The 12,691-nt window shown below is 73.2% G+C and carries 12 protein-coding genes; 9 read left to right on the forward strand and 3 right to left on the reverse strand.

The window, feature by feature from the left end; all coding sequences use genetic code 11:
• Positions 1-43 precede the first annotated feature (43 nt).
• The 6 genes from IE287_RS05260 (at position 44) to IE287_RS05285 (ending at position 5,541) form a co-directional block, all read left to right on the forward strand.
• Positions 44-526 (forward strand): hypothetical protein, encoded by a 483-nt coding sequence (locus IE287_RS05260; protein ID WP_189847670.1) that lies wholly within the window; start codon positions 44-46, stop codon positions 524-526.
• A 201-nt stretch (positions 527-727) separates the two neighbouring features.
• Positions 728-2,065 carry a beta-xylosidase gene (locus tag IE287_RS05265; protein WP_189847671.1) on the forward strand — a complete coding sequence of 446 codons (1,338 nt, stop codon included), beginning with the start codon at positions 728-730 and terminating at the stop codon, positions 2,063-2,065.
• A 123-nt stretch (positions 2,066-2,188) separates the two neighbouring features.
• Positions 2,189-3,136 (forward strand): WxL protein peptidoglycan domain-containing protein, encoded by a 948-nt coding sequence (locus IE287_RS05270; RefSeq protein ID WP_189847672.1) that lies wholly within the window; start codon positions 2,189-2,191, stop codon positions 3,134-3,136.
• 29 nt (positions 3,137-3,165) lie between these two features.
• Positions 3,166-4,125 (forward strand): GTPase Era, encoded by a 960-nt coding sequence (era, locus tag IE287_RS05275; RefSeq protein ID WP_373307806.1) that lies wholly within the window; start codon positions 3,166-3,168, stop codon positions 4,123-4,125.
• 2 nt (positions 4,126-4,127) lie between these two features.
• Entirely contained in the window at positions 4,128-4,520 is a 393-nt protein-coding gene (locus IE287_RS05280) for a hypothetical protein (RefSeq protein ID WP_189847674.1), read from the forward strand.
• 4 nt (positions 4,521-4,524) lie between these two features.
• The gene (locus tag IE287_RS05285) at positions 4,525-5,541 is read left to right on the forward strand and encodes a hypothetical protein (protein ID WP_189847675.1); all 1,017 of its coding nucleotides are present in this window, start codon (positions 4,525-4,527) and stop codon (positions 5,539-5,541) included.
• Position 5,542: 1 nt separating this feature from the next.
• Here the strand turns inward: IE287_RS05285 and IE287_RS05290 are convergent, their stop codons facing one another.
• Both IE287_RS05290 and IE287_RS05295 read right to left on the reverse strand, forming a co-directional pair.
• Positions 5,543-5,791 carry a protealysin inhibitor emfourin gene (locus tag IE287_RS05290; RefSeq protein WP_189847676.1) on the reverse strand — a complete coding sequence of 83 codons (249 nt, stop codon included), beginning with the start codon at positions 5,789-5,791 and terminating at the stop codon, positions 5,543-5,545.
• 21 nt (positions 5,792-5,812) lie between these two features.
• Positions 5,813-6,856, reverse strand: coding sequence for a M4 family metallopeptidase (locus tag IE287_RS05295; RefSeq protein ID WP_189847677.1), 1,044 nt, complete (start codon positions 6,854-6,856; stop codon positions 5,813-5,815).
• 293 nt (positions 6,857-7,149) lie between these two features.
• Between IE287_RS05295 and leuA the strand changes: the two genes are divergently transcribed.
• The 3 genes from leuA (at position 7,150) to IE287_RS05310 (ending at position 11,306) form a co-directional block, all read left to right on the forward strand.
• Positions 7,150-8,913 (forward strand): 2-isopropylmalate synthase, encoded by a 1,764-nt coding sequence (leuA, locus tag IE287_RS05300; protein ID WP_189847678.1) that lies wholly within the window; start codon positions 7,150-7,152, stop codon positions 8,911-8,913.
• A 229-nt stretch (positions 8,914-9,142) separates the two neighbouring features.
• Complete coding sequence (locus tag IE287_RS05305; protein ID WP_189847679.1) at positions 9,143-10,486, forward strand: choice-of-anchor A family protein; 1,344 nt, start codon at positions 9,143-9,145, stop codon at positions 10,484-10,486.
• Between the two features lie 127 nt (positions 10,487-10,613).
• Positions 10,614-11,306, forward strand: a complete 693-nt coding sequence (locus IE287_RS05310; protein ID WP_189847680.1) for a TerB family tellurite resistance protein — start codon at positions 10,614-10,616, stop codon at positions 11,304-11,306.
• 7 nt (positions 11,307-11,313) lie between these two features.
• Here the strand turns inward: IE287_RS05310 and IE287_RS05315 are convergent, their stop codons facing one another.
• A complete protein-coding gene (locus IE287_RS05315) occupies positions 11,314-12,684 on the reverse strand; it encodes an FAD-binding oxidoreductase (RefSeq protein ID WP_189847681.1) in 1,371 nt (456 codons plus the stop codon).
• Positions 12,685-12,691: the final 7 nt, after the last annotated feature.

Genomic DNA, 12,691 nt, shown 5'->3' on the forward strand with positions numbered 1-12,691 from the left:
CCCGCACCCCTGCGTTCGTCATCGGAAGGGGTACGAACTCGCCATGAGAAGAAGCACCTGGGGAGCGGCCGGAGCACTCGCCGCGGGCCTCGCCACCGCCTCCCTCGCCTTCGCCCCCACGGCCTCCGCGGCCGTCTCGCCGGGCACGGCGACGGCCACGTACGACTGCGGGAGCTGGGGCGGCGGCACCGCCACCCTCACCATGACCCACTCCGGGACCACGGGACAGGTCTCGATCACCGCCCCCGTCACCACGCCGGTCGCGGTCGGCGCGGACACGATCGGCTCCACGCTGATCCTGGACAACACCACGGGTCCGGACCGGGTCTTCACCGGCAAGAAGAACCCGGCCATCCCGGCCGGCGGCACCGCGAAGCTCGGCCCGCTGACGGCCGCCAACGTGGTCGCCGGCGACAGCCTCAACTCGTACTTCGCCGGCGTCGCCCTCAAGCTGGTGATCTTCGGCATCACCGTGAACTGCGACGCGGTCACGTCGCAGTCCCCGGGGCCGTTCGTCATCAGCTGACCCACCGCACCACCCGGGACCGGTGCCGCCGAGGGCGGTGCCGGTCCTCGGCATGCCACCGGACATGCCGGAGAAGTCGGCACATCGACCGATCCTGCCATTATCTGATGGGTCATCAGTCAATGGCTTCCGTCGTTATTGACTTCTCTCGCCCCCCGGCCGTCAATGGCGCCCTCTCGACCCTCAGGAGGGGGCACACACATGGCACTCACCCGAACCCGGGCGGCGGCCCGAAGACGGCGCTGGACCGCCGTCCTCGGCGCCACCGCCCTCGCGTTCGCGGCCGGCGGCGGGCTCGCCGCCCCCGCCCACGCGACCGGCGCCGGGCAGTCGGTGGAATTCCCCACCCGCTGCGTCCCGCCGCCCATCGCCGGCATCCCGCCCATCGAGGGCACGACCACCGCCGTGATCTCGGTCGACAACGCCAGCCCCAAGGTCGGCGACAAGGTCAACGTGACCTACTCGATCACCAAGCCCGCCGCGTCCAACCCGGTCGACCTCGCGCTCCCGGCCGACATCCTCACCCCCAGCGGCAAGGTCGTCCTCGGCGGCGCGCAGAGCGGCGCCATCAGCGTCACGGGCCCCAAGAAGAACCCCCCGGTCCCCGGCAAGGGAGCCTTCCCCGGCTTCTCCATGACCGGCAGCTTCACGGTCACCACGGCGGGCGCGATCACCCTCTCGCCCGGTGACTACAACATCCACACCAGCTACCTCATGGAGCTGGACACCCCCTGCACGGTGCTCAACCCGCCCGCCCCCGTCTCCCAGACGGTCCAGGCCGGCGACCAGCCCGTGCCCAACGAGCGGACCCTCGAACTCGGCACCGCCTCCGGCGCCCCCGGCGTCCGGGTCACCGTCACCGGCGCCCGGTTCACCCCGCTCACCGAGGTGACCGTGGCCGCCCGGGCCGGGGCCGCGGAGACCGCCGACCGGATGACCGTCACCACCGACAGCGCGGGCGGCTTCGTCGCCCGGCTCAAGGTGAACGACCCGGCCACCACCGGCGTCGTCGCCTACGAGGGCGGGAGCTGGAACGCGGAGAAGGGCGCCGGCCCGATCCCGTACCAGGTGATCGACGACACCCCGACGCCGCCGAACAGCCAGAAGATCACCGCCACGGTCACGGCGGGCGAGCTGTCCATGACCCAGGCCGGGGACGCCGTCGCGCTCTCCTCGGTCGACTTCGGGCAGGGCGGCGCGGCCACCGGGGCGCTGCGGACGGTGACGGTCAAGGACTTCCGCGGCGGCCCCGCGGGCTGGTCCGTGACCGGCAAGGTCACCGACTTCACCGGTCCGGGCGGTGCCATCGGCGCCGACCGGCTCAGCTGGAGCCCGGCCTGCGTCGCCAAGGAGGGCAGCCCCAGCGCCTGCACGGCCGGCTCGGCCGGACCCGTCGGCGCCGGAGCGACCCTCGCCTCCACCGCGAACGGCACGGTCACCGGTGGCGAGTTCACCGTCGACGCCGGACTCTCCCTGGACGTCCCGGCGTTCACCGCGCCCGGAAGCTACGCGGGCGTGCTGACGCTGACCCTGTCCTGACGACGGCCGGCGGGCCGGCCGGGCGCACCCCCGGCCGGCCCGCCGGCGGCCCCGTCCCCGCACCTCTCCACCGGCTCCACCGCACCCACTCCTCCCCACCGCACCCACCGGGGGTTCCGCACCGTGCGACGCAAGCTGTACGTCCTCCTCCTGAGCGCCGCCCTGCTGCTCCTCGGGTCCCCGGCCGCCCAGGCCGCCGAGAACGGCGAGTGGGCCGTCTACCCGGCCGCCGCCCGCCTCGGCGAACGCCCCTACTTCTTCCTCACCGCCGACCCCGGCGCCACCCTCCGCGACCGGGTCACCGTCGCCAACAAGACGGCCGAGCCGCTCACCTTCCGGCTCTACGGCGCCGACGCCTACAACACCGAGCGCGACGGCGGCTTCGCCCTGCGCACCCTGAAGGAGCCGCAGACCGGCACCGGTGCCTGGATCAAGCCCGAACGCGCCACGGTCACCGTCCCGCCGCGCTCCGCCGTCACCGTCCCCTTCACCCTCACCGTCCCCGCCGACGCCGACCCCGGCGACCACCCCGGGGCCCTCGTCGCCCTCGACGAGCGGATCGCCCCCGCCGACGGCGGCTCCGTCGCCCTGGGGATCCAGCGGGCCGTCGGCGCCCGCGTCTACCTCAAGGTCAGCGGCCCCGCCGTACCCGCGCTCGCCGTCGAGGACGTCACCCTGGAGCAGGACCGGCCGGTCGTCCCCGGCGTCCGGGACGGCACCGCCGTCGTCACGTACACCCTCCACAACCGCGGCAACGTCACCCTCAACCCCCAGGTCGTCCTCTCCGCCCAGGGGCTCTTCGGCCGCACCCTGCTCGACCGCGACCTCGCCCAGGTGCCGTCCGAGCTGCTGCCCCGCCAGCGGATCCGGCTGACCGAGAAGTGGATCGGATCACCGCAGTTCGACTGGGGCGAGGTGACCCTCACCGCCACCGCGAAGGACGTCCGCGAGAGCGCCGGCGTCTCCTTCGTCGCCCTGCCCTGGCCGCTCGCCGGAGTGCTCCTCCTGGCCGCCGGGGGAGGCCTCGCGGGGTGGCGGATCCGGCGCCGCGCGGCCCGGCCGGGACACTGAGTACGTGAGGCGGCCGCTCATCGGGGAGAATGGCCCCCATGAGCGTGCGCCGTGATGAGACCGATGAGAACACCGCCCCCCACCGGGCGGGCTTCGCCTGCTTCGTCGGGCGCCCCAACGCGGGCAAGTCCACCCTCACCAACGCTCTGGTCGGACAGAAGGTGGCGATCACCTCCAACCGCCCCCAGACGACCCGGCACACCGTGCGCGGCATCGTGCACCGCCCGGACGCCCAGCTGATCCTGGTGGACACCCCCGGCCTCCACAAGCCGCGCACCCTCCTCGGCGAGCGGCTCAACGACGTCGTCCGCACCACCTGGGCCGAGGTCGACGTGATCGGCTTCTGCCTGCCCGCCGACCAGAAGCTCGGCCCCGGCGACCGCTTCATCGCCAAGGAGCTCGCCGAGATCAAGAAGACCCCCAAGGTCGCCATCGTCACCAAGACCGACCTGGTCGACTCCAAGACCCTCGCCGAGCAGCTGATCGCCATCGACCAGCTCGGCCGGGAGCTCGGCATCGAGTGGGCGGAGATCGTGCCCGTCTCCGCCGTCGGCGACAAGCAGGTCCGGCTCGTCGCCGACCTGCTCATCCCGCTGCTCCCGAAGTCCCCGCCGCTCTACCCGGAGGGCGACCTCACGGACGAGCCGGAGCAGGTCATGGTCGCCGAGCTGATCCGCGAGGCCGCGCTCGAAGGCGTGCGCGACGAGCTGCCGCACTCCATCGCGGTCGTCGTCGAGGAGATGATCCCGCGCGAGGGCCGCCCCGCCGACCGGCCGCTGCTCGACATCCACGCCAACGTGTACATCGAGCGCCCCAGCCAGAAGGGCATCATCATCGGCCCCAAGGGCAGCCGCCTGAAGGAGGTCGGGATGAAGTCCCGCAAGCACATCGAGGCCCTCCTCGGCACGCCCGTCTTCCTCGACCTGCACGTCAAGGTCGCCAAGGACTGGCAGCGCGACCCCAAGCAGCTGCGCCGCCTGGGCTTCTAGCGGTGCTCGACCCCGGGACCGAGCGCTTCGTCGACGCGGCGCTCGCCCTGCCGCCCGCCGCCCTGGCCGCCGCCTTCGACCGCATGGTCGAGGACCGCTCCCGGGGCGGCCGGGAGGCGAGCCTCGCGGCGAGGCCCTCGGCGGCACAGGACTCGGCGCTCACGCGGCGGGTCCGCGGCGGACTGCTGGCCCGCGCCGACGAGCTCGACGAGCACCTCACGGGGCTCCTGTCCGACGCCAAGTCCGCGATCTGCATCGCCGGCCGCGCGGTCCTCAAGCGCGGCCGGCTCACCCCGGAGCAGTACGCCCTCCTGGTCACCCCCTTCACCGCCCTCGGCGTGCCGGCCCCGCCGCATCCGACCGTGGACCCGCCCCGAGACGGCGTGCCAGCATGACGCCGTGACGCAGATCAGCAAGGGGGAGGACCTGCCGGTCCCCGGGCAGCCAGGACAGGGCGGGCCGGTCCCGCTGGAGATCCCGCACGGAGCCGTCGGCAAGTCGGCGGGCGCGGGCGCCGGAACAGGCTCCGGTACGGGCCCGGGCGCGGACGCCGGTACGGGCTTCGGCACGGGTACGGGCACGAGCTCTGCGGCGGACGGCTCGCCGGCCGGTTCCGGCCCACCGGGAGAGGACGGCGCACCGCCCCCGCGCCGGGTCGACCGCGCGGCCGGCGGATGGTGGGCGGACCTGATCGCCGCCTCTTCCACCCCCTCGCCCGCTCCGGCCTCCGATCCCTCGGCCGCTCCGTCGACCGGGAGGGCCGCGCCGGCCGGGATCCTCGACGGCGGAGGGTTCGACGACCTCGTGTACGTCGGCAGGGGCGATGCCAGGTTCGCCATGGAGGAGGTCCCGCCGCCCGGCTACGTCCTGGTCGAGTACGCCTGGAGGGGGACGGGCTTCTTCATGCTGGACTCCGTCGACTGGAACGGCAGGGACGCCGTCGGACTCGGCGGCTCGCATCCGGCCGGCCGGTTCGCGCAGCGGGTGATGTGGTGCGACGACCTGTACCCGCTGCGCTTCCGCCTCCGGTGCGGCGACCACGACGAGTGGGTGATCGTCGTCCGGCCCGTGACCGGCGTGCGCGAGCTCGGGGCGGGCGCCACGGGGCGGGGGACCGAGGTGCTGCTCCACACCGGACCCGCCGGTGAACTGCGCACCCGGCTCCGCCCGGCGGGGGCCGACGCGTCCCTGCGCGTCCTGGGCCACAAGCCGCGTCGTCCCGGCGCCCCCGCCCCGTTCCCCGACACGCTGGCGAGCGACCACGCCCGGCGCCCGGAGGACGCCCGGAAGCTGCCCGAGGGGCCGCTGCTCGTCGAGGTCGTGAACGCCGACGGCGAGTGGTCGTTCGAGGTCGGCCCCGTCCGCCCCCCGGAGGAGAGGAAGCCCGGCTTCTGGGGCCGTCTCTTCGGGCGCTAGCTCAGGCGCCCTCCTTGAGGACCCTCGTGACCAGCGTCCGCTGGTCGTCCGTGAGGTGCGGGTCCGCGCACCTCACGGTCCGGCCGTCGACGGTGATCTCGTACGAGAAGCCGTCCGGGACGACCCGGGTGGCCTCCGGCGCCGCGAGGACGGCGGAGGCCAGGGACTCCCACTCGGGGCCCGAGACCTCCACCTCCGCCGACCGCTCGATGCCCGCGAAACCACCGGTGCGCCGCACTCGAATCCGCATGGGGCCTGTCTACCAGCCGGCTCAGTCGGTCGGTACGCCCACGGTGGCCCACGCCTTCGTGACGGCCTGGATCTCGGCCGCGTCGCCGTACCGCGCCCTGGCCGCCGCCACCGTCGCCGCCGCGAACTCGGCGAACCGGGTCTCGGGGGCGAGCACCCCGCTGGTCATCACGTCGTACCAGATCAGCCCGGCCCGTTCCCAGGCGTGGCCGCCGAGCTCGGTCGCCACCAGGTAGAAGGCGTGGTTGGGGATGCCGGAGTTGATGTGCACCCCGCCGTTGTCCCGGCCGGTGCGCACGTAGTCGTCCATGTGGGCGGGCTGCGGGTCCTTGCCGAGCACGTCGTCGTCGTACGCCGTCCCCGGCGCCTTCATCGAGCGCAGCGCCGTCCCCTGCACGGAGGGGTGGAAGAGGCCCTCGCCGATCAGCCAGTCGGCGCGGTCTGCGGTCTGGCCGAGCGCGTGCTGCTTCACCAGCGCGCCGAAGACGTCGGAGACCGACTCGTTGAGCGCGCCGGACTGGCTGAAGTACTCCAGGTTCGCCGTGTACTGGGTGAAGCCGTGGGCCAGCTCGTGCCCGATGACGTCCACCGGAAGGGTGAAGTCGAGGAAGATCTCGTCGTCGCCGTCGCCGAACACCATCTGCTCGCCGTTCCAGAAGGCGTTGCCGTACTTCTCGTCGTAGTGGACGGTCGCGATCAGCGGCAGCCCCGCCCCGTCCATCGAGTCGCGCCCGAAGGCGTCCCGGAAGAGCGCGAAGGTGGCGCCCAGGCCCGCGTAGGCCCGGTTGACGGTGGCGTCGGCGGTCGCCGCGTCGCCCTCGTCGCGGACCTTCACGCCGGGCAGGCCGGTGCGGCGCTGCGCGTCGTGGACGGTGCGGCGCGGGGCCGCGGGCTCCGCCGGCGCGCCGGGCGCGGCGGCCGCGGGGCGGGGGAGGAGCCGGGCGGTGCGGGCCGAGGCGTCGGCGATCAGGGTGCGGCGCGCGGCCGCCGCGACGGCCGGGTTCTCCGAGGCCGCGAGGTGCTCCAGCAGGTGGGGCGGCACGATCGTGCAGAAGGGGGAGGTCATACCGGCAATGTGGCACTCCGTGACGCCGGAGTCACTACAGGCGACGAGGATTGGCGAAATGGAGTGATGAGTCACCTTTCGGGCTTGACGTCACCGCCGTCCCGCATACTGAAACAGGACGTCCGCCGTCCCCGGTCCTGGGCTATGGTGACGCACATCATGCGTTTCGGGCTGCTTCTCCTTAGCTGCCGCGGCGAGGGCCTGTAGTCGTAGGCCGACCCCCTCCCCGCGGGTTTCGGTGTTGCGTTCGACAGTCGGCCGTCCCCCGTGAAGGACCCGAGGAGCCCTACGCAATGTCCCAGTCTCCCTTCGTCAGCCGGCCCACTCCCGTCACCAACGCGACGCACGCGCAGAAGCCGTCCGGGATGCCGATCCACAAGTACGGCCGGTACGAGGCCGTCGAGATCCCCGACCGCACCTGGCCGGAGCAGCGCATCACCCGGGCGCCCCGCTGGCTGTCGACCGACCTGCGCGACGGCAACCAGGCGCTGATCGACCCGATGTCGCCGGCCCGCAAGCGCGAGATGTTCGACCTGCTGGTACGCCTGGGCTACAAGGAGATCGAGGTCGGCTTCCCGTCCTCCGGCGAGACCGACTTCGCCTTCGTCCGCTCCATCATCGAAGAGGGCGCGATCCCGGAGGACGTCACCATCTCCGTCCTGACCCAGGCCCGCGAGGACCTGATCGAGCGGACCGTGGAGTCCCTGGTCGGCGCCCGGCGCGCCACCGTCCACCTGTACAACGCCACCGCGCCGACCTTCCGCCGGGTCGTCTTCCGCGGCTCCAAGGACGACATCAAGCAGATCGCCGTCGACGGCACCCGCCTGGTGATGGAGTACGCCGAGAAGCTGCTGGGTCCGGAGACCGCCTTCGGCTACCAGTACAGCCCGGAGATCTTCACCGACACCGAGCTGGACTTCGCCCTGGAGGTCTGCGAGGCCGTCTGCGACGTCTGGCAGCCCGGCCCCGGCCGCGAGATCATCCTCAACCTGCCCGCCACCGTGGAGCGTTCGACCCCCTCCACGCACGCGGACCGCTTCGAGTGGATGTCCCGCAACCTGACCCGCCGCGAGCACGTCTGCCTGTCGGTCCACCCGCACAACGACCGCGGCACCGCCGTCGCCGCCGCCGAACTGGCCATCATGGCCGGCGCCGACCGCATCGAGGGCTGCCTGTTCGGCCAGGGCGAGCGCACCGGCAACGTCGACCTGGTCACCCTGGGCATGAACCTGTTCAGCCAGGGCGTCGACCCGCAGATCGACTTCTCGCAGATCGACGAGATCCGCCGCACCTCCGAGTACTGCAACCAGATGGAGGTCCACCCGCGCCACCCCTACGCGGGCGACCTGGTCTACACCGCCTTCTCCGGCTCCCACCAGGACGCCATCAAGAAGGGCTTCGACGCCATGGAGGCCGACGCGGCCGCCCGGGGCAAGACCGTCGACGAGATCGAGTGGGCCGTCCCCTACCTGCCCATCGACCCCAAGGACGTCGGCCGCTCCTACGAGGCCGTCATCCGGGTCAACTCGCAGTCCGGCAAGGGCGGCATCGCCTACGTCCTGAAGAACGACCACAAGCTGGACCTGCCCCGCCGGATGCAGATCGAGTTCTCCCGGATCATCCAGGCCAAGACCGACGCCGAGGGCGGCGAGGTCACCCCGGCCGCGATCTGGTCCGTCTTCCAGGACGAGTACCTGCCCAACCCGGAGAACCCGTGGGGCCGCATCCAGCTGCGCGCCAACCAGTCCACCTCCGACACCGACGGCACCGACACGCTGAAGATCGAGGCGGTCGTCGACGGCGCCGAGACCGTCCTGACCGGTTCCGGCAACGGCCCGATCTCGGCCTTCTTCGACGCCCTGCAGTCGGTCGGCGTGGACGCCCGCCTGCTGGACTACCAGGAGCACACCATGAGCGAGGGCGCCTCCGCGCAGGCCGCCTCGTACATCGAGTGCGCCATCGACGGACGCGTCCTGTGGGGCATCGGCATCGACGCCAACACCACCCGCGCCTCCCTGAAGGCGGTCATCTCGGCGGTCAACCGCTCCGCGCGCTGACCTCACGCTCCGTACGCCCGCCCCGCCCCCTCCGCGAGGGGGCGGGGCGGCGCTTTTGTGAGGTGCGTCACGGTTTCAGGTCTACTTAAGGAAGATCATGGCGACATGCCGGAATCGGCGCCATATGCGGTGAGTTGACGGCACATCACGGTGTGACGGATGGTACAGACCACTCCCCCCGGGACCCCCCACTCCTTCCCTCCCCGCACTCCCTGACCTGGAGTTCCGCATGCGCACGTCCGCTGCCGTGGCCACCGTCCTCGCGGTGACCGGAGCCGCCCTCGCCTGGGCCCCCGCCGCTTCCGCCGACCCCGCCGCATGCGCGCCCCGTCCGCTCGGCACGGCCGGGCTGTACGCGGAGTTCGTCGAGGGCGACTCGGTGCGCCACTCGGACTCCGAGGGCGCGGTGGCGGTCGGCGGCGACGCCAGGTTCGGCGACCCGGCGCAGTCGTCCGGCTTCTCCGTCGGCCACCAGCTCACCTCCGCCGACCTCGGCAGGCTGCCCGGCGGCCACAGCCTCGTCGTGGGCGGCACCCTGACGGCCAACCAGGTCGTCATCACCAAGGGCACCGGCGTGGCCGGCAAGGTCGTGAACGCCTCCGGCGGCAAGAACTTCGGCGTCGACGGCCCGATCGCCGAGGGCGCCTCCCCGGTCGACTTCGGCAAGGAGTTCGCCGAGCTGCGCACGCGCTCCACCGCCTGGGCGGGCGAGAAGCCGAACGGCACCGTCTCCGCCGCCGGCGACGGCCTCTTCCTCACCGGCACCGACGCCCGGCTGAACGTCTTCGCCGTGGACGCCGCCGACCTCCAGAAGGCCCGCGCGATCACCTTCGACGTGCCGGTCGGCGCCTCCACCCTGGTGAACGTGCTCGGCACCGCGTACGACATGAACACGAACGCCACCTACGGCGTCTACTACAAGAACCTCGCCGGCGGCCTGCCCGTCGTCGACGACTACGACGTGCCGGACCAGGCCTACCGCACGATCCGCTCCCAGCTGCTGTGGAACTTCCCGCAGGCCACCACGGTGAAGAAGAACTACACCTCGTGGCCCGGCACGATCCTCGCCCCCCGCGCCACCGTCCACATGGGCGGCCCCGGCGTCGGCCCCGGCCACGTCAACGGCGCCGTGATAGCGAAGAACCTCGTCACCGTCCCCGGCGCCGAGACCCACCAGATGACCTTCGCCGGCTGCCTCCCCGGCGAGACCGTCCCCGGCCCGGTCGTCACCCCGGAGACCCCGAAGCCGACCGACACCCCGGTCCCCACCCCGCCGGCCACCACCGAGCCGCCGGCGCCCACCACCCCGGCGCCCACCACCTCCGCCCCCGGCACCCCGGAGACCGGCGTGCCCGCCCCCTCCGAGACGCCCTCCGGCACCCCCGCCGGGACCACCGCCCCGGCCGGGACCCCCGAGGAGACCGGGGCGCCGGCCCCGTCCGCGACCACCCCGGAGGGTGATCTCGCGACGACGGGTTCGGCCATCGGACCCGGCGTCATCGGCGCGGCCGTCGGCGCCCTGGTGCTCGGCGGAGGCTTCCTGGCCTTCGCGAAGCGCCGCCGCCGGGCCTGAAACCCCGGTGACGTGTCTCGGCCATCTCCGGTGCGAAGTACGGACGAGGTGCTGACGCCACATCATGGATGTGGCTAACATCACGCCAACGCACCGGCAGTGCAGCCGGGCCGTTGAGGAGGTGCGCGTGCGTTCTGCCCGGGAAACACGTGGTGGCAAGCTGACCGTCTGCGGCATCCGCACCTCCTGGAACACCATCGGGGACGGCGAGTTCTTCTGCGAGGAGTGCGGCGGGGACCGCAACTACCGGCGGCGCACCGGCCGCCGCCGGTTCGCCGTCCTCGGCGTCCCGCTCGTGCCCCGGGGCTGTACCGGGCCGGTCGTGGAGTGCGCCGCCTGCCACACCCACTTCGGCACCGAGGTCCTGGAGCGGCCGACCACCGGCCGCTTCTCCGCCATGCTGCGGGACGCCGTCCACACCGTCGCCCTCGCCGTCCTCGCGGCCGGCGGCACCGGCTCCCGCGAGGTCCTCGACCGCGCGGTGCACGCCGTCCGCTCCGCCGGATACGCCGACTGCACGGCCGTCCAGCTCGTCGACCTGGTCGAGGCGCTGGAGGCCGACACCGGGCGGTTCATGCCGGAGATCAACCCCGAGGGCGCCCTCCTCGCCATCGAGATCCACGAGGCCGTCGCCCCGCTCACCCCGCACCTGGAGCCCGCGGGCCGCGAGGCGCTGCTGCTCCAGGCCGCCCGGATCGCCCTCGCCGACGGCTGCTACAGCCCGGCCGAGCAGGAGGTCCTGGGCACCGTCGGGACGGCGCTCGGCCTCCTCCCCGAGGACGTCCTGCGGCTGCTCGCCTCCGCCCGGACGGTCGCCTGAACCACGCTCACGGCACGATGTTCTGGTTGAGCCGGAAGACGTTGCCGGGGTCGTAGCGGCGCTTCACCTCGCGCAGCCGCGCGTAGTTCTGCCGGTAGTTCACCCGGACCCGGTCCTGGTCGTCGGCGTCCATGAAGTTCACGTACCCGCCGGCCTCGGTGTGCGGGCGCAGCGCCCGGTCGTAGGCGCGGGTCCAGGCCACGCCGGCCGCCGTGCCGGACGGGTCGGTCCAGGTCGCGCCGATGGAGTGCGAGACGTCCGCGTCCCGGTAGGCGAAGGCGGTCTCCTCCGGGCCGGTGCGGTGGCAGGCCCCGTCGATCGGGAAGAGCGCGGTGTCCGACTCCATGGTCGGCATGGTCGCGCCGTACGCGGCGTGCGCGGCGACGGCCCCGTCGCTCAGCCCGCGGCTGAAGTTCCCCTTCCAGTAGTGGTACAGGCCGGCCGGCAGCTGCTCGTCGAAGAGCGTGTTGATCACCGGGTACGGCATCCGCTCCATGAAGCGGCCGACCACCGGGCCCAGCCCGTCGAGCAGGGCCAGCACCTTCTCGTCGCCCTCGCGGGGGCCGCTGAAGCAGGTGAAGGCGGCGCAGACCGGACGCCCGTGCCAGCGCTCCGGCAGGAACGGTTCCTGCGGGCCGAGGGCCAGCACCAGGATGATGTTCAGCTCCTCGGGCGCGGCGGTGGCCGCCTCGTACCAGGCGCGGATCACCGCCTCGTCCTGCGGGTAGCAGGTCAGCCCGCCGAGCACCTCCGCCAGCGGGTGCAGCCGGTAGGCGAACTCGGTCACCACGCCGAAGTTCCCGCCGCCGCCGCGCAGCGCCCAGAACAGGTCGGGGCGGCGCCCGGCGTCGCAGGAGACGAGGTCCCCGTCGGCGGTGACGACCTCCGCGCCGATCAGGTTGTCGCAGCTCAGCCCGTACCGGCGGGCGAGGTGGCCCATGCCGCCGCCCAGGGTCAGCCCGGCGACCCCGGTGGTGGAGACGACCCCGCCGGTGGTCGCGAGCCCGAAGGCGTGCGCCGCGTGGTCGAGGTCGCCCCAGGTGGCGCCGCCGCCCGCCCGGGCCGTGCGGTCCTCCGGATCGACCCGGACCTCCCGCATCGGGGAGAGGTCGACCACCAGGCCGTCGTCGACCGTGCCGAAGCCGGCGACCGAGTGGGAACCGCCGCGGACCGCGAGCGGGAGGCCGTGCTCCCGCGCGTGGCGGACCGCCGCGCTCACGTCGCCGGCGTCCGCGGCGCGGACGACGACGGCGGGACGGCGGTCGTGCAGGGCGTTGTAGACCCGCCGGGACTCCTCGTACGAGGGGTCGCCGGGGGTGACGACGGTGCCGCGCACGGCACCGCGGAGCGCGTCCAGGGTCTCCGTCGAAGTGGTCATGCTCCCG

The sequence above is a fragment of the Streptomyces omiyaensis genome, assembly GCF_014650895.1.
Lineage (GTDB): Bacteria > Actinomycetota > Actinomycetes > Streptomycetales > Streptomycetaceae > Streptomyces > Streptomyces omiyaensis.